The organism is Pseudomonas sp. NFACC42-2 (assembly GCF_900116055.1).
GTDB classification, from domain to species: Bacteria; Pseudomonadota; Gammaproteobacteria; order Pseudomonadales; family Pseudomonadaceae; genus Aquipseudomonas; species Aquipseudomonas marginalis.
In genome coordinates this window covers 1-22,851 of record NZ_FOZO01000023.1, presented here as the reverse complement: position 1 = coordinate 22,851, position 22,851 = coordinate 1, and the positions used below count along the sequence as shown (strand labels likewise).

Below are 22,851 nucleotides of genomic sequence, written 5' to 3'. Positions count from 1 at the left end.
GTGACTGACCCACCGCTATCGGGAGCAAGTCGAATCGTCGCACCGCCCCTCCCACATTTTCAGACCTCTGTGGTTTCAGCGTGTGGGGCTTTCCTTGGCTCCTGCGCCACCAATGGAATTTCCTTGCCCTCGGCATCAAATAACTTGCCACCCCTGAAATAGTCCCCATCACGCAACGCCGCTACGTCGTGGAAACACAAACTGCGCTCAGTCCCCGCCACAAACACCGACTGCTGGTCCGAATTGCCTACGGTGAAATGGTTGAACGCCAGGTTCAACAGGATCGCCATGATCGCCGATGAACTGATACCCGAATGGAAAATGGTCGCGAACCAGCTGGGGAACTGGTCGTAGAAACTCGGTGCGGCAATCGGGATCATGCCAAACCCGATGGACGTGGCGACGATGATCAGGTTCATGTTGTTGCGGTAATCCACCTTGGACAAGGTGCGAATACCACTGGCCGCCACGGTACCGAACAGCACAATCCCGGCACCGCCCAGTACCGAGGTCGGCACCGCCGCGATCACCCGCCCCATGAATGGCAGCAAGCCGAGGATTACCAGGAACAAGCCGCCGGTTGCCACCACAAAACGACTCTTCACTCCAGTCACCGCCACCAGGCCAACGTTCTGGGCGAAGGCACTCTGGGTGAACGAACCGAAGATCGGCGCGAACATGCTCGACAGCATATCGGCGCGCAGGCCGTTACCCAGGCGCTTGGAGTCGACCTTGGTATCGATGATTTCCCCCACCGCCAGGATGTCGGCCGAGGTTTCCACCAGTGTCACCATCACCACGATGCACATGGAAATGATCGCCGCGATGTGAAAGGTCGGCATACCGAAATGGAACGGCGCAGGGAAACCGAACATAGGCCCCTGGCTGACCCCGGAAAAATCCGCCATGCCGAGGAACACCGCGATCACCGTGCCGATCACCATCGCCAGCAGGATCGACAGGCGCGAGATGGTCGCGCTGCCGATCTTGCTCAATAGCAGCACCAGCACCAGGGTCAACGCCGCCAGGCCGATATTGGGCATGCTGCCGAAATCCGCAGCGCGGCTGTTACCGCCCATGGCCCAGCGCGCCGCCACGGGCATCAGGGTCAGGCCGATGGTGGTGATCACAATACCGGTCACCAACGGCGGGAAAAACTGGGTGATCCGCGAGAACACCGGGGTGATCAACAGCCCGATAAACGACGCGGCCATCACCGCGCCGAGAATCGCCGGTACCCCGCCGGCGCCATCGCTGCCGACAATCGCCACCATGGTTGCCACACCGGCAAACGACACACCCTGCACCAGCGGCAACTGACAGCCAAAAAACGGCAGGCCAAGGGTTTGCAACAGGGTGGCAAGGCCACCGGCAAACAGCGACGCGGCGATCAACAGGCCGATATCCGCCGGTGACAACCCGGCAGCCTGGCCCACGATCAACGGTACCGCGACGATGCCGCCGTACATGGTGAGCACATGCTGCAGGCCGTAAGCCATGTTGGCGGCGACGCCTAGATTCTCATCTTCCGGCCGCTGCGGTGACGCCTTCGGGATAGTCATGGTGAGGGGTTCTCTGTTTTTGTTGTGGTGACACTGTATGCAATGTTTAGACTGGATGTCCATAGAGTTGTATACAATCAATCGAACAAGATACCCTCCGTCGGCGTTACAAAAACAACCCGGCCGTGATGAGCCAGAACGCCAAAGGACACTAGAACAATGAAAAAGGCATTACAGGGAGCCACCGTTGCACTCACCCTCCTCGGCGGCGGGGAGGCCGTCGCGGTGGAATGGATGAACAACAGCGTAGGTTTTCGCTACGGCCAGCAGTTCACCAATCCGAATAACCCCGACGAATTCAGCAAGCGCATCTACAGCGTTACCCACGCCAGCGGCTACCGGTATGGCAGCAACTTCCTGAACCTGGACGTGTTCCTGTCCGACAGCCGCGACCCGCGCAAGGGCACCGACCACGGCGGCAGCGAGGTGTACGCGGTGTACCGGCATCAGCTGTATGCTTCACGGGTGCTGGATGTGCCCCTGGGCACCGGGCTGGTCAAGGATTACGCGCTGACCCTGGGCTTTGATGCGAACCGCAACAACAACTTCGCTTCGGCGAAAAAACGCGCACTGGTGATCGGTCCGACCTTGAAGTTCAACACCGTGGGCGTGCTGGACCTGAGCCTTCTGTACTACAAAGAGCGCAACCACACCGGCATCCCCGGTGCACGGGAGTCGAACCACACGTTTGACGACACCTACATGCTCAATCTGACGTGGATGCGCCCTTTCGAGATCGCCAACCATGCGGCGAAATTCCAGGGTTTTGTGAACTACGTCGGGGAAAAAGGCGCGGACTACCATGGCCGTGACACGGCACCGGAAGCGCTGATGCGCAGCGCGCTGATGGTCGCGGTGCGACCGGGCAAGCGCGTGAAGCCGAACCTGTACCTCGGGGTGGGTTACGAGTACTGGCATAACAAGTTCGGCGTGGACGGCGGCCGGGGCAGCCGCACGTCAACGCCGACGGTGAACATGGAAGTGACGTTCTAGGCGGCGGCCAGTTCCGACTTGTCTGCTTTCGGCCGCGCCAGCCAATAGCCCAAGACGGCCAAGGGCGCGGTCGCCAGCATCACAATCACAGTAATCAGCAACGGCTGTTCGATCATCGACGACACCAACAGGCTGCTGAGAAAGCACAGACCCAATTGCAGCGTATTTTGCAGTGCCGCCGCCTTGCCGGAATGTTCTGCAAACGGCATCAGCGCATTCGCCACCACGATCGGATAACTCGCGCCGTTGACCAGCGCCATCAGGCAGAACGGAATCAGCAAGGTGGTGAGCGTCGGCACGGTCAAGGTGGCGACCAGGTACAACGCCAGCATGCTGATGCAATAGGCCAGCAGCAGCCACGGCAACAGCGTCTTGCCCTGGAAACGCTGCAAAGCGCTGCGGCAACTGTAGCCACCCACCAGAAACGCCAATGTCGGCAGCACGTAGCTCAGGCCGATGTCATTCGGGCTATAGCCCATGTCGCCGAGGATGAAGGGTGAAGCGGTCAGCCAGGCGAAGAAACTGGCCGAGCAGGCGGCGAAGATCATCACATTGCCGGTAAACACCCGGGAGGTGAGCAACTGCCAATAGCCAAGGCGCGAAGGTTCGTCTTCCCGCGTCTGAGGTTTCGGCACGGAGCGTAGGAACAACGTCGGCAGCAACAACAGCAACGACACGCCCAGCAATACGCCGAAGATGGCTTGCCAACCGAAGTGGTTCAGCACCATCGCGCCCAGCAGCGGCGCCAGGGCCGGTGACAACGACATCAACGGCATGATGCTGGCGAACACACGGTGGGCCTTGTCGGCCGGGTAGCGGTCGATCACCAGCGCCTGCCAGCTCACGGCTGCGGAACACACGCCAATCGCCTGCATAAAGCGCAAGGCCAGCAACTGCGGCGCGGTCTCGACCCAAAACATCCCCGCGCAGCCCACCACAAACAGGCTCAAGCCTGCGAGCAGGATCGGCTTGCGCCCCAGGCGGTCGGACAACGGCCCCCACAGCAACTGCCCCACGGCAAAACCCGCGAGGAAGATACTCAGGCTGGCGCCCACCGCGCCCGCACCAATCTGCAACTGCTCGCCCATGGCGCCGAACGCCGGCAAATACATGTCCATGGCGAGATAACCGAGCATGCTCAGCCCCGCCAGGTACCAGGTGAAACCAAAAGAATTTTTCATTGAAACCTTGTTAATCCTGCCATCAAACTATTTGCTGACTGCCGCCCATTATGAAGCTGACAGTTTTGCTGTGAAGCGATAATAATTGGCGGCTGTTATCAATAATTTTGAAGGCAACTCTCATGTGGTCCGAATACTCCCTGGATGTCGTCGATGCGGTAGCGCGCCATGGCAGCTTCAGCGCCGCTGCCCAGGAATTGCATCGCGTGCCGTCAGCCATCAGTTATACCGTACGCCAACTTGAAGAGTGGCTGGCGGTGCCGCTGTTTGTGCGCCGCCATCGTGATGTGGAACTGACACCCGCCGGCCGTCTGTTTATCGACGAGGCCCGCGGGGTAATGAAAAAAATGCTCGGCACACGGCGCCTGTGCCAGCAGGTGGCCAATGGCTGGAGTGGCCAGTTGAAGGTGGCGGTGGATTCCATCGTCAAACCCCAGCGCTGCCGACAGTTGGTGCTGGATTTCTACCGGCAGTTTCCCGAGGTGGAATTGCTGCTGGAATACGAGGTGTACAACGGTGTGTGGGATGCCCTGGCGGATGAGCGCACCGATATTGTCATCGGTGCCACCAGCGCCGTGCCGGTGGCCAGTCACTTCACCTTTCGCGATATGGGCTTATTGAATTGGCTGTGCGTGGTCAGCGCCCGGCACCCGTTGGCGGCCGTGGACGGGTTGCTCAATGACGACCAACTGCGCCCCTTCGCCTCGCTGTGCATGACCGACACCTCGCGCAACCTGCCCAAGCGCGACACCTGGACTCTGGATAACCAACGCCGGTTGGTAGTCCCCAACTGGGCCTCCGCCATCGATTGCCTGCGCGATGGCCTGTGCGTCGGCATGGCACCGGCGCATCAGGTATTGCCGTGGATCGAACGCGGTGAATTGGTGGCGCTGCAACTGACGCGCCCCTTCCCGGCCAGCCCATCGTGCGTGGCCTGGGCACAGAGCAAACTGTCCCCGGCCATGGCGTGGTTGCTGGAGTACCTGGGGGATACCGAGACGATGAACCAGGAGTGGCTCAACGGAAAGGACCTAGCTCAATAGCCGAGTGAGGGCCCGCACGATCATCTCCACCTCCTTGGCATCCAGGGTCAGCGGCGGCAGCAAGCGAATGACCTTGCCCCGCGTCACGTTGATCAGCAGCCCATGCTCCTGGGCAGCACGCTGGGCCAGGTCGCGATAGGGGCTGGCCAACTCAACACCGATCATCAGGCCCTGCCCCCGAATCGCCAGCACCTGCGGATGCTCTTCCAATTCCATGCGTAACCGCGCCAGCAAGCGCTCGCCCTGTTGTGCAGCGTTCTGCAACAAGCCTTGCTCTTCGATAATGTCCAACACAGTGCAGCCCACCCGGCACGCCAGCGGGTTGCCACCAAAGGTGCTGCCATGGCTGCCGGGCGTGAAAAGCGCGGCTACCGCAGCCCTGGCCAGGCACGCACCGATGGGCACGCCATTGCCGAGGCCTTTGGCCAGGGTCATCACATCCGGAACAATGCCTTCATGCTGGAAGGCAAACCAGGCGCCGGTGCGGCCGATGCCGGTCTGGATTTCGTCGAGCATCATCAGCCAGCCGTGCCGTGTGCAGTGGTCACGCAGGGCTTGGAGGTAACCCGGCGGCGCTGGCAGTACGCCACTTTCGCCCTGGATGGGCTCCAGCAAGACCGCCGCGATCCGTGTGCCAAACGCCTGGGTGATTGCCTCGATCGCCGCCAGATCACCAAACCTGACCTTGAGAAAATCCCCCGGCAAACGTTGGAAACCCAAGCGCACCGAGGGGCCATCGCTCGCCGCCATGGTACCCAGCGTACGGCCATGAAAGGCATTCTCCATCACCACCACCAAGGGCTCTTCGATGCCTTTTTTCCAGCCATGCAACCGCGCCAGTTTCAGCGCCGTCTCGTTGGCTTCGGCGCCGGAATTATTGAAGAAGGCACGGTCCAGGCCGGACAGCCGTGTCAGGCGCCGGGCCAGACGTTGTTGCCAGTCGATGCTGTAGAGGTTGGAGGTGTGCAACAACAGGCCGGCCTGCTCGCTGATGGCCGTTACCAGTTTCGGGTGGGAATGCCCGACATTGGTCACCGCCACACCCGCCACTGCGTCCAGGTATTCGCGCCCCTGCTGGTCCCACAGGCGCGTGCCGAGGCCACGGGTGAAGCTCAGGGCCAGGGGTTGATAGGTGGTCATCAGGCAGGCGGCGGTCATGGTGGCGGACTCCAGTGCATCGTTGAGATAGCAACAGTATCGTTAGCCATCCCAGCTGGATAAACTGCGCCTTCCTGCAATGACTTTAAACCAGGGCTTGATAATGGACCTGTTCCAAGCGATGTCGGTGTACGTGAAAGTGGTGGAGAGCGGCAGCATGACCGCCGCCGCACACGCTTGCGGGATGTCGACCACCATGGTCGGCAACCACTTGCGCGCTCTCGAACAACGCCTGGGCGTCAGCCTGCTCAAGCGCACCACCCGCAAACAGAGCCTCACGGAGTTCGGCGGCCAGTATTACCAGCGTTGCCTGGAAGTACTGGGGCTGGTGGCCGACTCCGAGCAATGGGCCGAACAGGCCCACGGTGACGTCCCCAAAGGTACCCTGCGCATCACCGCGCCACCGGCGTTCGGCACTGAACGCCTGGCGCCGGCCTTGAGCGAGTTTTCCCAACGCTACCCGCTGATCAAGCTGTACGTGGTGCTCAGCAACCAGCGCATGGACATGGTCGACAGCGGCTTTGACGTGGCTATCCGCCTGGGCGAGCTGGAACCCTCAAGCCTGATCGCCCGACCGATGCAGGACTACACCATCACCCTGTGCGCCTCACCGGACTACCTGGCGCGACGTGGTACACCCCGGACGCCCGAGGACCTGCAACAGCACGACTGCCTGGCGTTCGCCTACCCTTCCACCGATGACTGGCGCAACGCCGACAAGCTGTGGCGCATGACCGGCGCAGAAGGCGAAGTGGAAATCCCGGTGTCCGGCTCGCTGACCATCAATAGCTCCCAGGCCTTGCGCCAGGCCGCCGTGCAAGGCATGGGGATCGTCATGCTGCCGGATGCCCTGGTGCAGCCAGACCTGCAAACCGGCAAGCTGGTGGCCTTGCTGACCACCTATCAACTGCCCAGCCGGCCCATGCATTTACTGTACGGCCAGGACCGTTATCGCTTGCCGAAGCTGCGCGCCTTTGTGGATTTCGCCATGGAAAAGTGGGCGCGCTAGAAGCCCACGCCCAACTCGCGCAATCGCGCAGCCGTCTGCTCGGCAGACACATGGTGAATGCCTTGCCAGCCGAGGGCGACGGCCGCTTCGATATTGCCGGCAACATCATCGATAAATACCACTTCCCCCGGCTGGATATCCGGCAGGTACACCCGTACCTGGCTGAGACTGGCGTGGTAGATCGCCGCGTCAGGCTTGATCAGCTTCAACTCGCCAGACACCACGATGTTGCGAAATTGCCGAAGGAAGGGGTAATGGGCAAGCGCATAGGGAAAGGTCTCGGCCGACCAGTTTGTGAGCCCGAACAGTGGCATGTTGGCCTGATGCAGCGCATTGAGAATCGCCACGCCTTCGGGCAACGGGCCACGCAGCATTTCGTGCCAGCGGCCGTAATAGGCCGTGATCAAGGGTTCATGCTCGGGGTATTGATCGATCAGGATCTGCGTGGCTTCGGCCAGCGGCCGCCCCGCATCCTGCTCGGTGTTCCAGGCCTGGGTACAGATGTTATCGAGGAACCACTGCCGCTCTTGATCGTCGGCAATCAGTTTGCGGTACAGGTGCTGCGGGTTCCAATCGAAGAGAACACCGCCGAAATCAAAAACGACTGCACGAATCGTCATCAGATCCTCCGTTAGCGTGGTTTGAGAGCTGAGGGAGTCTGGCAGATTTACAAGGAGGGAGGTGCGCGCCGGAGCGTAAGACGGATCTGAAAAACCAAAAAAACAAATATGGGAGGGGACAAGCCTCCTCCCACATTTTTAACCGCGTTTAGGCTTGGACCAGACCCTTGATCTTCACGGTCGGGTTGACGTCAGCCTCGTAGTCCACACCATCGATTTCAAAGCCGAACAAGCGCAGGAACTCAGCCTTGTAGCCGGCGAAATCACTGATCTCGTCGACGTTCTCGTCGGTGACCTGGTTCCACAGTGCCGCCACGGCGTCCTGGACCTTCGGTTCCAGTTCGGCCAGGTCGGCGCGCAGGCGGCCGTCGGCGTCAAGCTTCGGTTCGCTGCCGTACAGGCTGTCCTTGAACAGGCCGTAGACCTGCTCGATGCAGCCTTCGTGGGTGCCCTGCTCTTTCATCACTTTGAACAGCAACGACAAGTACAGCGGCATGATCGGGATCGCGGAGCTGGCCTGGGTGACCACCGCCTTGAGAACCGATACGCGGGCGTCGCCCTTCAGTGCAGCGAGGTTGTCGCGCAGGGTCAGGACTTTTTTGTCCAGGTCTTTCTTGGCTTCGCCGATGGAGCCGTTCCAGTAGATGTCCTGGGTCAGCTTCTCACCGAGGTAGGTGAACGCGGTGGTCTTGGCGCCTTCGGCCAGTACGTCGGCATCACGCAGGGCGTCGATCCACAGCTGCCAGTCGGCACCGCCCATGACATTGACGGTGCCGTCGATTTCTTCCTGGGTTGCAGGCTCGAGGGTGGTATCGACCACAACGCCTTTGTCGGTATTGATACCGCGCAGGGTCACAGCCTTGCCGATTGGCTTGAGCGTGGAGTTGTAGACTTCACCGGTTTTTGGATCAGTACGGCGTGGCGCGGCCAGGCTGTAGACGACCAGGTCGATCTTGCCCAGGTCTTTCTTGATGGTTTCGATGGTCAGGCGCTTGATCTCGTCGGAAAACGCGTCGCCATTGATGCTCTTGGCGTACAGGCCTTTTTCAACGGCAAACTTCTCGAACGCAGCGCTGTTGTACCAGCCGGCGGAGCTCAGCTTGCCTTCTTCGCCTTCTTTCTCAAAAAACACGCCCAGGGTGTCGGCGCCGCAGCCAAACGCTGCACTGATGCGCGCGGCCAGGCCGTAGCCGGTGGAAGCGCCAAGGACCAGCACCTTCTTCGGGCCGTCTTTGATGGCGCCGTGCTCAGTTACGTAGTCGATCTGTTCCTTGACGTTCGCTTCACAGCCAACAGGGTGAGCGGTCACACAGATGAAGCCACGAACCCGCGGTTTGATGATCATAAAATTTCTGCCTCTTCCAAGGTGCCGAAGGCCAATGGTGGCCATTCAACTTCAATCGTACCGGTCTATGACGTCCGAAAAACCGAAGCGTCACGATAGTCGCAAATCTTCTGTTTACAAAATCCAATCCACACGAGCCCACCAGGGTTAAAGACTGTGTCGAGCCTTCACAATTTTGCACTATTTAAAACGCCAATCCGCTGCTGGACGCCTTATCATGACGAAGATGTTTCATTATGTTTCAAAACCCCACCACTCGCGGCCACGGATCCGGACCTGTCGAATGGCGTCCTTCTGGAGCTGAGTTGCATGAACAAGTCTGCTTTGCGTAAGAAAGCGGTATCGGTCGCCTGGGTACTCGGCGTGTTGCTGATTATCGATGTGTTCCCCGAAACCACGCTGGTGTTCCTCTGCCTGGTACTGGTGTGCGGCGTTTACGACTTCCTGCGTAACGGCCTGTATGACAAGCCGACCGTCAAGAAATACTTTATCGGCAGTGGCCGCAATACCTGGCTGCTGGCACCGTTCAACACCCTCTTCGACCTGTTGAGCTCGCGTAACCGTCACGTTTATACGATGCGCGACCTGCCACCCGCCTGGCGCACAGACCTGCAACAGGTGCTCGATGACGCCATGGCCCACAAGGATGAAATCATCGGCTACCTGGATGAACGCATGGCCGAGAAAAAACGCGGCATGCTGTTTTTCCAGTGGTACGGGCGGCCGATCGAAACCACCCTGGATATTCCAGAACTGCGCAAGAAACTGCCGTTCGTGAAAACCATCGGCGTGTCGGTGTTCAACGAGAACCGCTCTACGTCCTTTCACTTCGGCCCCCTGCGCATGATGTTCCGCGTGCTCTACAACATGGCACCGGCGCCCCATCACGATGGCGTGTACATCCAGGTCGGCAAGCACAAGCACTACTGGCATGACGACCCGCTGTTTATCTTTGATGACACGCTGATGCATGCGTCCTTCAACAAGAACGACGCCAAGCGCTACTGCCTGTTTATCGACATCGTACGGCCAACGCCGCTGCCGTCGGTGCTTAACGCCGTAATCACGGGATTTGCCGGGTTGGTCTTTACCCTGCGTCGGGTTTTCTACAAAAACTGGAAGCTGATTGAGTAAGTTCTGCGGCATGATGGTGTTGGACGGTATTTGCGCTCGGCCCAGCGCCTGAGGTAAATATCCGGCTCGTGCGCCCTAACCTGCGCCCACCATTCTCAAGTCATCGCACCTCGACAGGTGCGGTGGCTGCGTTTTTCAAGGAATCAGAATGCCCCAACGCCAAGTCATCAATGCCTCCGTCAGCCCCAAGGGCAGCCTCGAAACCCTGTCCCAACGTGAAGTCCAGCAACTGAGCGAAGCCGGTACCGGCAGCATCTACACCCTGTTTCGCCAGTGCGCCCTGGCGATCCTCAACACCGGCGCCCATATCGATAACGCCAAGACCATCCTCGACGCCTACAAAAATTTTGAAGTGCGCATCCACCAGCAGGACCGTGGCGTGCGCCTGGAGCTGTTGAACGCCCCCGCCGATGCGTTCGTCGATGGCGAAATGATCGCCAGCACCCGCGAAATGCTGTTCAGCGCCCTGCGCGACATCGTCTACACCGAGAACGAACTGGACAGCCAGCGTATCGACCTGAGCAACTCCCAGGGCATCACCGACTACGTGTTCCACCTGCTGCGCAATGCTCGCACCCTGCGTCCGGGTGTAGAGCCGAAGATCGTGGTGTGCTGGGGCGGGCACTCGATCAACACCGAAGAGTACAAATACACCAAGAAAGTCGGCCACGAACTCGGCCTGCGCAGCCTCGACGTGTGCACCGGTTGCGGCCCGGGCGTGATGAAAGGCCCGATGAAGGGCGCGACCATTTCCCACGCCAAGCAACGCATTACCGGCGGGCGCTACCTGGGCCTGACCGAGCCGGGCATCATCGCCGCCGAAGCGCCGAACCCCATCGTCAACGAACTGGTGATCCTGCCGGACATCGAAAAACGCCTTGAAGCCTTCGTGCGCGTGGGCCACGGCATCATCATCTTCCCCGGCGGCGCCGGTACGGCCGAAGAGTTCCTGTACCTGCTGGGCATCCTGATGCACCCGGACAACCGCGACGTGCCCTTCCCGGTCATTCTCACCGGGCCGAAACAAGCCGCGCCGTACCTGCAACAATTGCACGCCTTCGTCGGCGCCACCCTCGGCGAAGCCGCGCAGGCGCACTACCAGATCATCATCGACGACCCGGCCGAGGTGGCCCGCCAGATGACTGCCGGCCTCAAGGCGGTGAAGCAGTTCCGCCGTGAGCGCAACGACGCGTTTCACTTCAACTGGCTGCTGAAGATCGACGAAGGCTTCCAGCGCCCGTTCGACCCGACCCACGAAAACATGGCCAGCCTGCAACTGAGCCACGCACTGCCGCCCCATGAACTGGCAGCCAACCTGCGCCGTGCGTTTTCGGGGATCGTGGCGGGTAACGTGAAGGACAAGGGCATTCGCCTGATCGAAGAACATGGCCCGTACGAGATCCACGGCGATCCGGCCATCATGAAGCCACTGGATGAGCTGTTGCAGGCGTTCGTTGCCCAGCATCGCATGAAGTTGCCGGGTGGCGCGGCGTATGTGCCGTGTTATCGCGTAGTGCAGTGAGCTCGCCAGTTAATTTGCTTACAGCCGCCAGGCTTTACTGGCGGTCGGTCATAGTTTGTATCTCTTTGCGCCATGGGTAAGCGTGCGGGAGGGCTGAGTTCGGACTAGGTTTTCATGACTCCGACTCATCCTCCACCTGAAGAGCGACCTATGGACCAACGGATATTGTCCTCCACCACTCCTTACCCTAAGGTAAGGAGCATCATGTTGGAGATCTTTACCATGGCGACCGCCACACTTACCTCAAAAGGGCAAATCACCATCCCCGTCCAAGTCAGGACCGCACTTGGCCTGGAAACAGGCGACCGCGTCGAGTTCGTCGAAACGGAAGATGGCAAGTTTTCCATCATTGCAGCGAGCAAGACTGTCCATGACCTCAAGGGGCTGATCCGGAAGCCTGCACGGGCCGTGTCCATTGACGACATGAACCGCGCCATCGCAGCACAGGGAGCGAAGGCTGGATGATCGGGCTGGATACCAATGTACTGGTGCGCTACGTCACCCAGGATGATCCCGTTCAATCCCCCAAGGCCTGCGAATTGATTGAATCCCTCACCACGCTTTCGCCAGGGTTTGTCAGTCTGGTATCCGTGGTGGAGCTGGTGTGGGTATTACAGAGCTGCTACCAATGCGCCAAAAATGACATTGTCGTCGTTCTGGAAACACTGCTGCGCACCCGTGAATTGACCGTCGAACATGCCGAGGTCATCTGGCAGGCGCTTCGACGGTTCATGGCCAACAACGCCGATTTTGCCGATTGCCTGATAGAGCGCTGCGCCCACGCGGCCGGGTGCGAATACACCGCTACCTTTGACCTCGGTGCGGCCAAGGCAGCGGGTATGAAGCGTCTGGGCTGAGCGGCAACATTGCGGCAAGGGGCAGGCTTTGGTAAAAGTCGCAAATCCCTGAACGAGAGAACGCCCCACGTGCGCACGTTTCTTCTTGCTGCCCTGGCCCTGACGCCGCCCCTCGCACTGGCCGAGATCATCTGGCCCGACCTGCCAAAGAGCTGCTTCGTCAGCGGGCGTTCTGCCACCAGTGTGGATGTGGACACCGGCTGCGCAGCGTTCCTGATCAATGTGCAAGGCAAGGCCGCAGGTACGCCGATCAAGGTGGATATTCCCCAATATGCTTTTCACATCGACGAAGCCAGCGGCAAAGAGACACCGGTGATCATCATCCAGGCCGAAGAGAACGGAGAGGTCAAGGCCGTGGGATACAAGGAACTGGGCACCGATCAACTCGGTGCCGCGCTGCTGCGGGAAGTACGGCTCCTGGGTACAAAGAAGCCTTCCTAGTCGGGGTTCAACGAACCCAGCCACCCACCTGCCAGTGGTAGCCATCATTGCGCTGCACCCAATGTGGATGCACATAACGATAGCCTTCGCGCACCGGCTCCCAATGGCCGTGTACGGCAACGTAGCGCCCGCCTTCCCAGCGCCAGTAACCACGTGACCATATGTAACCTTCACGTACGGCAGGCTCGACTTCGATGACCTGGGTCGGCGGCGGTTGTGGCGCAACCACCTCGACATATTCACGCTGTACAGGCCGGCGCTCATGCACCACGCGCTCCTGCACACACCCGGACGCCGCGACCACAACTGCCGCTAATGCCGCGTAACGTAACAACATACAACCCCCTCGGGCGTTATCGCCCAACACCTGCACCGGTAAAAATGCCCCCGTGTTTCAGCCATGCTCCTGCTCAGGCCTGGGTACTTTTTTAACAGGTTGTGTCTGTCGGATTGCTGAAGCAGCACGCATCAAGGGTGACCGAAGCGTCCCAACACCGCTTCGACAAAGCGTCTCAACTTGGCCGTACGCTGGCGGTTCGCCGTGTAGACAAGGTGCATCGGCCGGCTCGGCGCTTCAAAGTCCGGCAGCACTCTCACCAATTCGCCCCTGGCCAATGCCCCGCGCAAGAAGTCTTCCGGACCGAGCACGATGCCAAAACCATCCAGCGCGGCGGTCATCAAGGCCCTGCTTTCATTGATCTGCAAGCGACTGGCAACCTGCACCTTGCAAGGCGTCGAACCCTGGTAGAACACCCACTCGCGATCCGCCGGCCGCGACCAGAAGGCGTAGCCGAGGCATTCATGACGCTCAAGGTCCACCGGGGCCTGCGGGGTACCGCGTGCCGCCAGGTACTCCGGCGATGCGCAGACCACAAGGCGGTAAGGTGCCAGTGGCCTGGCTGTCAGACCGGTGGTCGCCAGGGGGCCGATACGAAAAGCGGCTTCATAGCCCTCCTCCACCAGGTCCACGAAACGGTCGGTCAAGTGCAGGTCGATTTCCACATCCGGGTTGTCGCGCAGGAACCCGGTAATCAACGGCATCAGGCTGTAGGAGCCGAAGGTAACGGGCGCGGTGATTTTCAGCTTGCCACGCGGCGTGTCGTTCATGATCTGCGCCAGTGAATCGGCAGCCTCGGCTTCTATCAGGATATGTTTGCAACGCTCGTAGTACGCGTTCCCCAGCTCCGTCAGGCTTTGCCTTCGTGTGGTGCGGTTAAGCAAGCGAGCGCCCAGGCGCTGCTCCAGCGCGGTGACATGTTTGGCCACCATCTGCGACGACATGCCCAAGCGCTCTGCAGCCCGCGCGTACGAGCCCAACTCAGCAGCTATCACAAAGGCATTCATGCTCGACAGGCGATCCATCATTCCCCACTCCCAGTAACAACATCCACTCCAAAACGACGATTTATCGTCAATTGGTTGCCAATCATCATAACCGCTCCCCCATTCATTGGAGCAAGACCATGAAGATTGGTGTTATTGGAGCAGGCTTTATCGGGCGCGCCGTGGCCCAACTGGCGCTGGCGGCCGGGCACGAAGTGATGTTGAGCAACTCCCGTGGCCCCCACACCATGAGCAGCGTCGTGAGCGGCATACTCGGCGTGCAGGTGGGCAGTGCCGACGACGCCGCCAAATTCGGCGATGTGGTGCTCGTGGCGATCCCCCTGGAGCATTACCGCAGCGTCCCGGCGCAATGGCTGGAGGGCAAGATCGTGATGGACGCGAATAATTACTACCCGAACCGCGACGGCCATATCCCGGTACTGGATCGCTTCGAAACCACCACCAGCCGGTTGCTCGCCGAGCATTTGCCCCATTCACATGTAGTCAAAGTGTTCAACGCGATCTTCGCTCCCGACCTGACGCAGGACGCCCGCCCTCACGGTGCCCCCGACCGCCGGGCGTTGCCGGTAGCAGCGGATGACGCCGCAGCGAAGGCACGCGTCATCACGCTACTCGACGAATTGGGTTTCGACGCCGTGGATGCCGGCAGCCTGGATGACAGCTGGCGGCTGGAACGTGGCAAGCCTGCCTATTGCGTCCCGCTGGACCAGGCTGGCTTGAAGGCAGCGCTGGCCGCCGCCGAGCGTACGGTTGAACTGCCGCCTGTCGAACGCACCCGCCGTTAGACACGCACAAAAAAACCCGCTGACCGTTACCGGTTCAGCGGGCTTTTTGTTACCGGCAAGGTCCTGACCCAGGACCTCCCCAGCGGCTTACAGCGCCAGGTCAGACGCCGGCTTGCTCGGCTCAGCCGCAGGCTTGGCAGCCTCGGGCGCCTTGACAGCAGCCTGTTGCGGAATCGCAGGCGGTGCAGGCAGTTGCAGGATATTGGCGGTGTAGGCCCATTCCTTGGCAACAGCCTCAGGACTGTCGTTCAGCTTGGTACCATAGCTAGGCACGATCTGGTGCAGTTTTGCCTGCCACTCAGGGGTCGCAACCTTGTCCTTGAACACTTTCTGCAGCACGGTCAGCATGATCGGAGCCGCGGTGGACGCGCCTGGCGACGCACCCAACAGGCCTGCAATAGTGTTGTCGGCAGAGCTGACCACTTCGGTACCGAGTTTCAGGACGCCGCCCTGCTCTTCGTCACGCTTGATGATCTGCACGCGCTGGCCGGCCTGCCACAGGCGCCAGTCGGATTGCTTGGCGTTCGGGAAGTACTCCTGCAGCGCCTTGAAGCGATCGTCATCCGACAGCATCAGTTGGCCGGCGAGGTACTCGACCAGTGGGTATTCACGAATACCGACTTTGGTCATTGGCCAGATGTTGTGGGTGGTGGTGCTGGTCAGCAGGTCCAGGTACGAGCCTTCTTTCAGGAATTTGGTCGAGAAGGTGGCGAATGGGCCAAACAGAATCACGCGCTTGCCATCCAGCACGCGGGTGTCCAGGTGCGGAACCGACATCGGTGGCGCGCCAACCGAAGCCTTGCCGTAGGCCTTGGCCAGGTGCTGCTCGGCGACGGTTGGGTTATCGGTCACCAGGAACGAGCCGCCGACCGGGAAGCCAGCGTATTCCTTGGCTTCAGGAATGCCCGACTTTTGCAGCAGGTGCAGTGCACCGCCGCCCGCGCCGATGAACACGAACTTGGCGTCGGTTTCAGTCTTGGTGCCGTCTTTCAGGTTTTTGTAGCTGACACGCCACGAACCGTCGGCGTTCTTGGTGATGTCCTGCACTTCGCTCGACAGTTTCAGGTCGAACTTAGGCGTGGTTTGCAGGTGGGCGACGAACTGGCGGGTGATCTCGCCGAAGTTCATGTCGGTACCCAGCGGGCTCCAGGTGGCCGCGATTTTCTGGTTCGGGTCACGCCCTTCCATCATCAGCGGAACCCACTTGGCGATCTGCGCCGGGTCTTCGGAGTACTGCATGCCGGCGAACAGCGGGCTCGCTTGCAGGGCTTCGTAGCGCTTCTTGAGGAACTTGATGTTGTCATCGCCCCACACAAAGCTCATGTGCGGCGTGGAGTTGATGAACGAACGCGGGTTCTTCAGCACGCCCTGCTGGACCTGCCAGGACCAGAACTGACGGGAGATCTGGAACGCTTCGTTGATCTCGACCGCTTTCGGGATCTCAACGTTGCCGTTCTTGTCTTCCGGGGTGTAGTTCAGCTCAGCCAGGGCCGAGTGGCCGGTACCGGCGTTGTTCCAGCCGTTGGAGCTTTCTTCGGCGACGCCATCGAGGCGCTCGACCATTTCCATCGACCAGCCCGGCTCCAGCTCATTGAGCCAGACACCCAGGGTTGCACTCATGATGCCGCCGCCGATCAGCAGCACATCGACTTTCTTTGTCTCTTCCGCGTGAACGGACGTGATCCCCATCGACAAAGCCAGCCCCAGCAGGGCAGTGTTTACTTTTTTAAACATCAGTAGCACCTATGATAAAACGCCATCCGCCCCACCGCCCCTGATCATGGGCAACCCTCAATCACGCTGCGCCAGGCAACGCACCGCGGGGTTTGCACATTCACTCGGGGACCGCAGGGTGGGCACACAAGGCCGACGTATCGACCTCACTTTTATGTCCCTTCTGCGCTGACTTCTTATCATTATTGGCTTCAGCTACCTGGGCGACAGCCAAACGCCGGGACGTATACGGGTGTACGTACCGGGAAAGACCGGACCAAGACGGCGCGCAGAATATCACGCCACACGGCGTTTATGCGTCGTTTGGCCAATTGACAACTCTAAATCGCCGGTTTTAACGCGCGAGTGTCAAGTGTGGCAAGCGCGACCTGAGGTCACAGGGCAGGAACTCTCGGGCAAAAGGCGGTTCTAGACTCCTTCGTCGCTGCTTGCGTAGCATCGACGGTTTTCCCTCGTACCCCTTCAATACAGAGCGATCCATGTCTATCCACCAAACTCCCGGGCACGTACTGCCCGCGCGCAGCGCCGCCAAAATGGAAGCGGCCATGGCCGTGGGCGCCTTCGCGATCGGTACCGGCGAATTCGCCATCATGGGCCTGATGCCCGACATCGCCCAGAACCTGGGTTTAAGCGAACCCCAGGTCGGCCACGCCATCAGCGCCTATGCGTTGGGCGTGATGGTCGGCGCCCCACTGCTGGCCATCCTCGGCGCCAAGCTGCTGCGCAAACATATGTTGCTGTTGCTGATGGGCCTGTATGCCCTGGGCAACCTCGCCACTGCGTTCACCCCGACCTTCGGCTCGTTGGTGGCGTTCCGCTTTATCAGCGGCCTGCCCCACGGCGCCTACTTCGGGATTGCCGCCGTGGTCGCCTCGAGCATGGTGCCCAACGACAAACGCGCCGGCGCCGTGGCGCGGGTAATGATGGGCCTGACCCTGGCCATGCTGCTGGGCAACCCCATCGCCACCTTCCTCGGCCAGCACCTGGGCTGGCGCTCGGCGTTCGCGCTGGTGAGCGTGATTGCCCTGTGCACCATCGCCCTGGTCTGGCAATTCGTACCCCATCGCCATGACGAACAACGCAGCGACCCACGCAAGGAACTGCGCGCCTTTACCAAACCCCAGGTGTGGATGGCGCTGTCCATTGGCGCCATCGGCTTTGCCGGGATGTTCTGCGTGTTCAGCTACCTGGCACCGACCATGCTGGAAGTGACCAAGGTATCCCCGCAGTGGATTCCATTTGGGCTGGCAGCATTCGGCGTGGGCGGGATTATCGGCAACATCGCCGGCGGCAAGCTGTTTGATCGCCTGCAGTTTCGCGCGGTGGGTTGGATTCTGGTGTGGTCGATCGCCGTGTTGCTGTTCTTCCCCTTCGCGGCGTCCTCGCTATGGGGCGTGCTGCTGAGCATGGGCCTGGTCGGCACCATGGTCTCGTTGGCCGCACCGCTGCAGATCCGCCTGATGGACATCGCCCACGAAGCACCGAGCCTGGCGGCAGCGTCCAACCATGCGGCGTTCAACTTGGCCAATGCGCTGGGACCATGGTTTGGCGGGATGGCCATTACGGCTGGGTTTGGCTGGACCAGCACCGGCTACATCGGCGCGACGACGGCACTGGTCGGGCTGGGCATTTACCTGATAGCACGGCGGATGCAGGGAGGGCATTAAGCTCAACCACCTAGCACATTACAATTTCCATGAATAGCGAAAAATCGGCGCAATGAAACTATTTCGTTTCCATTCAGGTAAAGTTCAGGTTGGATCCAATAAGCACAAGCTGTAACATATCCGTCATATTTATTCCCAATGACAAGGACGTGTTTTGAGCTTTCCTGACACAGGTGTATTGCAAAGTTTTCCGACGACCCTCACTCATCGCAATGCGACGATCTTCACCACCGACACCACCGACCACAAAACGCAGCAGGCGATTCAGGACCTGATCGATACGCGCCACCAACTGACAGATCGCATCAGCGCACCGCTCAAAGGGATGGAAGCCAACCTGTTCGCTAAATCCCAGCCGCTGGACAGCCTCCGGCCCAAATTGCGCGTGACCTTCGGGCGCGCCAAGCGGGACGGTGCGTTTGACTGGCCGGTCGAAGAAGTCATCAACACCCTCGGCGCCCAGAAACGCGGTGCGCCGGTTGCTGGCTTGTATGGGTTCGGTTATCGAAAGTCAGCGCTTGGCCTGATCCAGGAATTCTTCATCTTTACCGAGATGCTGGAGGGCCACCTCAATGGCCTGGAATGGCTCAAGCAGGAGCGTGACATCCAGAGCCTGATCACCGCGTCGTTCAAACTGTTGCACTGCCTGCACAGCAAAGGCGTGGTGCATATGGACTTCTGGGCAAACAATGTGATGATCAACCTGGAGCAGCCGACGCACGCCAAGGCCATCGACCTGGAAAACTGCTTTCTCACGCCAACGGACTACTTGACCGAGGTACTGGCGTTTCAATTCGGGTTCTATTATCGGCGGGAAATTTTCCGGTTCATGATCGAAGAGGATTACGACCGGAGGGTGCTGCAAGAACTTGGCAATTACGACGGCATTGATCGCCGTCGTTTTGACGAAATCTACACCTCGAGCAAACATGAAAACATCAGCCGCCGCGCCAGGCGCGAGATTTTCCATAATGGGGTTGTGATAACAGGCTGACTCACCTCCCCCGGCGACAAGGGCGCTTGCCCCCGCCGGGCCATATGCGCCATCAATCATCATGCAACAACCCCGTCCCATATTCCCCATAACTACTCCCCAGGCCACTGCCGCCAAAATTAGCTTTGGCAGCCTTGCTGGAGCTGTGGTCACCAAACGCCTGGCATCCGCCTGAAAAGCAAGGGTCGCCACTCATGCCCGGCGCACCCGAAGAACAAGCGCCCAACAGCAACGTGCCGGTAATCATCACGATTTTGACGAGGTTCGGAATCATTTTTTCAGTTCCCTGTGGACTGGACCGTGGGGGCTTCTCTTGAGAAAGATCGTAGACCTCAACGGCGGAAGGAATTATGAAACTTTGCTGGGGGACAGCGTCGGTTCAGGTTGCCGGCCTGGGGCAAGACGGGGGGATTATCAGGCATGTGACCATGCTGGCTGGCGGCAGGCGCGACTTGCTCCTCGGTAATTGGCGGGCATTAACCGGCGTGGCGGACAACCACCTGCCCCGCCCCTTTCGATCTAATCACGCAGCAATCCCGAACTGTAGTGGTTAAGCTGCTACCGATCTCACTGCCTCCCGCGTTCATCTTGGCCCCACTGCCGGGCCCATGACGACCATCCAACGCCTGGCAACCCGCGGAAAAGCAGGTGCTGGTGCTCACGCCTGAGCAGGCGCCAGGTAACGCAACAGGTGCAATGAGGATGGATTCATGGGGGGGGGCGCGCAGTATTCAAGTCACCGAGGACTGAAGCGTGAACGATTTTATCGTGCAGGCGATCCTATGCCGCAAGACAAAGGGCATGATGAAACTTCAATGCATGAAAGCTACGGTTCAGGTGGTGCCAAAGAACGAGTCCAAGCCTCACAAACGGGAAATATTCTCATCTAAATCGACTGATAATATTACATGCCGTATTGTGTTTTTTTCTCTACAATTCGGAAATGCAAAGTAAAGGAATTTTTTGTGAGCACTTCAACGAATTCGAATAGCCGTCGTACTGATGATGAAATAGATTTGATTCCACTTATCCAAGCCTTATGGACAAGTAAGAAAATCCTTATAGCCACAACGGTAGCAGGCGCTATCGCTTCATATGCAATCTATGCAACCGCCCCCGCGCAATGGACTGCTAGCACATACCTTACCAAAGCCTCGCTCTACAGCTTATATAAAGAAGTTAAAGAAAAAGAACCCGCCCCTACTGCGATCCCGCACTCGCTGGAAACCGACCTGTACAGCTCAATACAAAACGACGTGTTCTATACCGCCATGGGCGTCATGGCGGCTCAAGCCATTACACTGAAGGAAGTGCCGCCCAAGACAGGCAAAAACGAATCCTTCCTGTACGTCGCATCGACAACGGCCACGACTGAAGAGTCGGCAAGAACGCAACTGAAATCCGCTCTGGATACTGCCAACAACGAAGCCATGGCACTTAACTTACCAGCGCTGGCTTCTGGAAAAAACGTACGCGCGTTCAACGTTCTCGACGAAGTCAAAACCGTTAACGATAAAAACTCAAAAAAACTCCTCGCACTGGGCGCTTTCCTGGGTTTTATTCTGGGTAGTTTTTTTGTATTGGGCCGACTTCTCACGCGACAATACAAGCAGCCGAAGCGTTCTTAGAACGCTCTAGAGGAATGCGTCGATCAATAAACAAACGACGCCGATCAATAATGAAGCAATAAAAACAACAAACAACTTCGCGGAAAATGTCGCTTTCATTAATAGTACTTATAAAAATGTAGTGGCCCATAGCCATTATGGCACGATAAAAATTTTTTTGCGGCGATTTTTTTCAATCGGTGAGGGAGAAACAACACGAACTCGAAGATCGAAAAATGCACAAGGGCTTCCGGGTCGACAACGTCATGGTCGACCTGCCGCAGCCAACCCATGCCAAGACCATCGCCCTTGAAAACTGCTTCCTTACCACGACCGTCACCTGACCGAGGTACAGGCGTTCCAATTCGGATTTTTTATCGGTGCAAGATTTTCCGGTCCGTGATCGAAGAAGATAATGAGCAGAGAGTGATTGAAACCGAACACGCGAAAGATGGAGAGGCGGAGTGCGAAGCCTTCCCCTGGATTCCTGATAAACTCCCGGCCTCTGCCTCGCCCACTCAGATTGCCCAATGTCCCTGATCAGCGCTTCACCGCCCCTCCTCTCCCGCCGCTTCTCCGTCGCCCCGATGATGGATTGGACCGACCGCCACTGCCGGTTCTTCCTGCGCCTGCTCTCCAAACGCGCCCTGCTCTACACCGAGATGGTCACCACCGGCGCAATCCTCCACGGCGACCATGACCGCTTCCTGCGTCATAACGAAGCCGAGCACCCGCTCGCGCTCCAGCTCGGCGGCAGTGTCCCCGCAGACCTGGCCGCCTGCGCCCGTATGGCCGAGGCTGCCGGTTACGACGAAGTGAACCTGAACGTCGGCTGCCCCAGCGACCGCGTCCAGAACAACATGATCGGCGCGATCCTGATGGCTCACCCGGCCCTGGTGGCCGATTGCGTGAAGGCGATGCGTGATGCGGTGTCGATTCCGGTGACGGTGAAGCACCGTATCGGCATCAACGGCAGGGACAGTTATGCCCAGTTGTGTGATTTCGTCGGGACGTTGAAGGACGCCGGCTGCACCAGTTTCACCGTGCATGCGCGGATTGCGATTCTTGAGGGCTTGTCGCCGAAGGAAAACCGCGACATTCCGCCGTTGCGGTATGACGTGGCGGCGCAGTTGAAGCAGGATTTCCCGGAGCTGGAGATTATTCTCAACGGCGGGATCAAGACGCTGGAGCAATGCCATGAGCATTTACAGACGTTTGACGGGGTGATGCTGGGCCGTGAGGCTTATCACAATCCGTATCTGCTGGCGGAGGTGGATCAGCAGTTGTTTGGTAGCGCGCAGCCTGTGATCAGTCGGGCGGAGGCGTTGGCGCAGTTGCGGCCTTATATTGCTGAGCATTTGGCGAACGGCGGGACGATGCATCACATTACGCGGCATGTGTTGGGGTTGGGCACCGGTTTCCCTGGGGCACGCAGATTCAGGCAGTTGTTGTCGGTGGATATTCATAAGGCTGCGGATCCATTGGCATTGCTGGATCAGGCTGGGGCTTTGTTGGAAGGGCGTTGATTGGATAGCTTGCAGGGGGTCAGTTGGTTATTGGATGAGCCGACACACTGCCATCGGGGTGTAGAACCGTAGACATCGTTTACATCTGAAACCGGGGACATCGTTTACACATTTGAGGCCTGGACGCGGGTCATACCTCGTCCAAGCCTCCCCAAGGGATAATCACACAGGTACAAATCCCAAGCATCATCTTCAGCTTCTTTGAGCCCTATCCTTTCCCCGGACAGCGCCTCGCTGATAAATACCAACTTGCCGTTCCACTTGATCGATCCGTCCTGCCTGACGCTTCGAACTTTCATTTCTGCCGGATATTCCACATCGGGCAAGCA

Annotated in this window: 22 protein-coding genes and 1 pseudogene; 13 read left to right on the top strand and 10 right to left on the bottom strand. The window is 59.1% G+C overall.

All coding sequences use genetic code 11. The features are described from left to right. Positions 1-59: 59 nt before the first annotated feature. Complete coding sequence (locus tag BM416_RS26345; RefSeq protein WP_065947414.1) at positions 60-1,562, bottom strand: nucleobase:cation symporter-2 family protein; 1,503 nt, start codon at positions 1,560-1,562, stop codon at positions 60-62. A 159-nt stretch (positions 1,563-1,721) separates the two neighbouring features. On the opposite strand from BM416_RS26345, the gene BM416_RS26340 reads away from it, so the two are divergent. Then, complete coding sequence (locus BM416_RS26340) at positions 1,722-2,555, top strand: nucleoside-binding protein (protein ID WP_092489955.1); 834 nt, start codon at positions 1,722-1,724, stop codon at positions 2,553-2,555. Here the strand turns inward: BM416_RS26340 and punC are convergent. Continuing rightward, the gene (punC, locus tag BM416_RS26335) at positions 2,552-3,736 is read right to left on the bottom strand and encodes a purine nucleoside transporter PunC (protein ID WP_092489954.1); all 1,185 of its coding nucleotides are present in this window, start codon (positions 3,734-3,736) and stop codon (positions 2,552-2,554) included. The two genes, BM416_RS26340 and punC, sit on opposite strands and share 4 nt — an antisense overlap. Before the next feature lie 122 nt (positions 3,737-3,858). Here punC and punR point away from each other — a divergent pair, with 122 nt between their 5' ends. Beyond that, positions 3,859-4,779 carry a DNA-binding transcriptional activator PunR gene (punR, locus tag BM416_RS26330; RefSeq protein WP_092489953.1) on the top strand — a complete coding sequence of 307 codons (921 nt, stop codon included), beginning with the start codon at positions 3,859-3,861 and terminating at the stop codon, positions 4,777-4,779. Here punR and BM416_RS26325 read toward each other — a convergent pair. Next, on the bottom strand, positions 4,768-5,937 hold the full coding sequence (locus BM416_RS26325; protein WP_092489952.1) for an aspartate aminotransferase family protein: 1,170 nt from the start codon (positions 5,935-5,937) through the stop codon (positions 4,768-4,770). The genes punR and BM416_RS26325 overlap by 12 nt on opposite strands. A 103-nt stretch (positions 5,938-6,040) precedes the next feature. Here BM416_RS26325 and BM416_RS26320 point away from each other — a divergent pair, with 103 nt between their 5' ends. Next, positions 6,041-6,946 (top strand): LysR family transcriptional regulator, encoded by a 906-nt coding sequence (locus tag BM416_RS26320; protein WP_027604199.1) that lies wholly within the window; start codon positions 6,041-6,043, stop codon positions 6,944-6,946. On the opposite strand, the gene BM416_RS26315 is transcribed toward BM416_RS26320, so the two are convergent. After that, positions 6,943-7,566 carry an HAD family hydrolase gene (locus BM416_RS26315; protein WP_092489951.1) on the bottom strand — a complete coding sequence of 208 codons (624 nt, stop codon included), beginning with the start codon at positions 7,564-7,566 and terminating at the stop codon, positions 6,943-6,945. The genes BM416_RS26320 and BM416_RS26315 overlap by 4 nt on opposite strands. A 148-nt stretch (positions 7,567-7,714) precedes the next feature. Continuing rightward, entirely contained in the window at positions 7,715-8,911 is a 1,197-nt protein-coding gene (gene fabV / locus BM416_RS26310; RefSeq protein ID WP_065928135.1) for an enoyl-ACP reductase FabV, read from the bottom strand. A 309-nt stretch (positions 8,912-9,220) separates the two neighbouring features. Between fabV and BM416_RS26305 the strand changes: the two genes are divergently transcribed. The 5 genes from BM416_RS26305 (at position 9,221) to BM416_RS26285 (ending at position 12,865) form a co-directional block, all read left to right on the top strand. After that, the gene (locus tag BM416_RS26305; protein ID WP_092489950.1) at positions 9,221-10,045 is read left to right on the top strand and encodes an aspartyl/asparaginyl beta-hydroxylase domain-containing protein; all 825 of its coding nucleotides are present in this window, start codon (positions 9,221-9,223) and stop codon (positions 10,043-10,045) included. Between the two features lie 148 nt (positions 10,046-10,193). Then, entirely contained in the window at positions 10,194-11,567 is a 1,374-nt protein-coding gene (gene ppnN, locus BM416_RS26300; RefSeq protein WP_027604203.1) for a nucleotide 5'-monophosphate nucleosidase PpnN, read from the top strand. A 207-nt stretch (positions 11,568-11,774) separates the two neighbouring features. After that, positions 11,775-12,032, top strand: coding sequence for an AbrB/MazE/SpoVT family DNA-binding domain-containing protein (locus BM416_RS26295; RefSeq protein ID WP_082340966.1), 258 nt, complete (start codon positions 11,775-11,777; stop codon positions 12,030-12,032). Then, on the top strand, positions 12,029-12,424 hold the full coding sequence (locus BM416_RS26290; RefSeq protein ID WP_092489949.1) for a PIN domain-containing protein: 396 nt from the start codon (positions 12,029-12,031) through the stop codon (positions 12,422-12,424). Before BM416_RS26295 ends, BM416_RS26290 begins: the two co-directional genes overlap by 4 nt. A 69-nt stretch (positions 12,425-12,493) precedes the next feature. Continuing rightward, a complete protein-coding gene (locus BM416_RS26285; protein WP_092489948.1) occupies positions 12,494-12,865 on the top strand; it encodes a hypothetical protein in 372 nt (123 codons plus the stop codon). Positions 12,866-12,872: 7 nt separating this feature from the next. On the opposite strand, the gene BM416_RS26280 is transcribed toward BM416_RS26285, so the two are convergent. Together BM416_RS26280 and BM416_RS26275 are read right to left on the bottom strand one after the other, a co-directional pair. Beyond that, a complete protein-coding gene (locus BM416_RS26280) occupies positions 12,873-13,202 on the bottom strand; it encodes a YXWGXW repeat-containing protein (protein ID WP_043293388.1) in 330 nt (109 codons plus the stop codon). A gap of 131 nt (positions 13,203-13,333) precedes the next feature. Continuing rightward, on the bottom strand, positions 13,334-14,230 hold the full coding sequence (locus BM416_RS26275) for a LysR family transcriptional regulator (protein WP_092489947.1): 897 nt from the start codon (positions 14,228-14,230) through the stop codon (positions 13,334-13,336). Between the two features lie 50 nt (positions 14,231-14,280). On the opposite strand from BM416_RS26275, the gene BM416_RS26270 reads away from it, so the two are divergent. Beyond that, on the top strand, positions 14,281-14,994 hold the full coding sequence (locus BM416_RS26270) for an NADPH-dependent F420 reductase (protein ID WP_256577592.1): 714 nt from the start codon (positions 14,281-14,283) through the stop codon (positions 14,992-14,994). A gap of 87 nt (positions 14,995-15,081) precedes the next feature. On the opposite strand, the gene mqo is transcribed toward BM416_RS26270, so the two are convergent. After that, a complete protein-coding gene (mqo, locus tag BM416_RS26265; RefSeq protein ID WP_092489945.1) occupies positions 15,082-16,728 on the bottom strand; it encodes a malate dehydrogenase (quinone) in 1,647 nt (548 codons plus the stop codon). Positions 16,729-17,207: 479 nt separating this feature from the next. Here mqo and BM416_RS26260 point away from each other — a divergent pair, with 479 nt between their 5' ends. Further along, positions 17,208-18,395, top strand: a complete 1,188-nt coding sequence (locus tag BM416_RS26260) for an MFS transporter (RefSeq protein WP_092489944.1) — start codon at positions 17,208-17,210, stop codon at positions 18,393-18,395. A gap of 154 nt (positions 18,396-18,549) precedes the next feature. Next, positions 18,550-19,389: a lipopolysaccharide kinase InaA family protein gene (locus BM416_RS26255; protein WP_092489943.1), complete on the top strand. Its 840-nt coding sequence runs from the start codon at positions 18,550-18,552 to the stop codon at positions 19,387-19,389. A gap of 52 nt (positions 19,390-19,441) precedes the next feature. Here the strand turns inward: BM416_RS26255 and BM416_RS26250 are convergent, their stop codons facing one another. Continuing rightward, positions 19,442-19,663: a hypothetical protein gene (locus BM416_RS26250; protein ID WP_092489942.1), complete on the bottom strand. Its 222-nt coding sequence runs from the start codon at positions 19,661-19,663 to the stop codon at positions 19,442-19,444. A 691-nt stretch (positions 19,664-20,354) separates the two neighbouring features. Here BM416_RS26250 and BM416_RS26240 point away from each other — a divergent pair. Together BM416_RS26240 and dusA are read left to right on the top strand one after the other, a co-directional pair. Then, the gene (locus tag BM416_RS26240) at positions 20,355-21,017 is read left to right on the top strand and encodes a Wzz/FepE/Etk N-terminal domain-containing protein (RefSeq protein WP_092489941.1); all 663 of its coding nucleotides are present in this window, start codon (positions 20,355-20,357) and stop codon (positions 21,015-21,017) included. Between the two features lie 509 nt (positions 21,018-21,526). Continuing rightward, complete coding sequence (dusA, locus tag BM416_RS26235; RefSeq protein WP_092489940.1) at positions 21,527-22,522, top strand: tRNA dihydrouridine(20/20a) synthase DusA; 996 nt, start codon at positions 21,527-21,529, stop codon at positions 22,520-22,522. Between the two features lie 104 nt (positions 22,523-22,626). Here dusA and BM416_RS30665 read toward each other — a convergent pair. Next, a pseudogene (locus tag BM416_RS30665) lies at positions 22,627-22,851 on the bottom strand (IS481 family transposase); the annotation flags it as partial.

Bases quoted from the DNA above. Each gene is read 5' to 3' on its own strand.
- BM416_RS26345 (WP_065947414.1), bottom strand. From the start codon at position 1,562: ATGACTATCCCGAAGGCGTCACCGCAGCGGCCGGAAGATGAGAATCTA.
- BM416_RS26340 (WP_092489955.1), top strand. From the start codon at position 1,722: ATGAAAAAGGCATTACAGGGAGCCACCGTTGCACTCACCCTCCTCGGC.
- punC (WP_092489954.1), bottom strand. From the start codon at position 3,736: ATGAAAAATTCTTTTGGTTTCACCTGGTACCTGGCGGGGCTGAGCATG.
- punR (WP_092489953.1), top strand. From the start codon at position 3,859: ATGTGGTCCGAATACTCCCTGGATGTCGTCGATGCGGTAGCGCGCCAT.
- BM416_RS26325 (WP_092489952.1), bottom strand. From the start codon at position 5,937: ATGACCGCCGCCTGCCTGATGACCACCTATCAACCCCTGGCCCTGAGC.
- BM416_RS26320 (WP_027604199.1), top strand. From the start codon at position 6,041: ATGGACCTGTTCCAAGCGATGTCGGTGTACGTGAAAGTGGTGGAGAGC.
- BM416_RS26315 (WP_092489951.1), bottom strand. From the start codon at position 7,566: ATGACGATTCGTGCAGTCGTTTTTGATTTCGGCGGTGTTCTCTTCGAT.
- fabV (WP_065928135.1), bottom strand. From the start codon at position 8,911: ATGATCATCAAACCGCGGGTTCGTGGCTTCATCTGTGTGACCGCTCAC.
- BM416_RS26305 (WP_092489950.1), top strand. From the start codon at position 9,221: ATGAACAAGTCTGCTTTGCGTAAGAAAGCGGTATCGGTCGCCTGGGTA.
- ppnN (WP_027604203.1), top strand. From the start codon at position 10,194: ATGCCCCAACGCCAAGTCATCAATGCCTCCGTCAGCCCCAAGGGCAGC.
- BM416_RS26290 (WP_092489949.1), top strand. From the start codon at position 12,029: ATGATCGGGCTGGATACCAATGTACTGGTGCGCTACGTCACCCAGGAT.
- BM416_RS26280 (WP_043293388.1), bottom strand. From the start codon at position 13,202: ATGTTGTTACGTTACGCGGCATTAGCGGCAGTTGTGGTCGCGGCGTCC.
- BM416_RS26275 (WP_092489947.1), bottom strand. From the start codon at position 14,230: ATGATGGATCGCCTGTCGAGCATGAATGCCTTTGTGATAGCTGCTGAG.
- mqo (WP_092489945.1), bottom strand. From the start codon at position 16,728: ATGTTTAAAAAAGTAAACACTGCCCTGCTGGGGCTGGCTTTGTCGATG.
- BM416_RS26260 (WP_092489944.1), top strand. From the start codon at position 17,208: ATGTCTATCCACCAAACTCCCGGGCACGTACTGCCCGCGCGCAGCGCC.
- BM416_RS26250 (WP_092489942.1), bottom strand. From the start codon at position 19,663: ATGATTCCGAACCTCGTCAAAATCGTGATGATTACCGGCACGTTGCTG.
- dusA (WP_092489940.1), top strand. From the start codon at position 21,527: ATGTCCCTGATCAGCGCTTCACCGCCCCTCCTCTCCCGCCGCTTCTCC.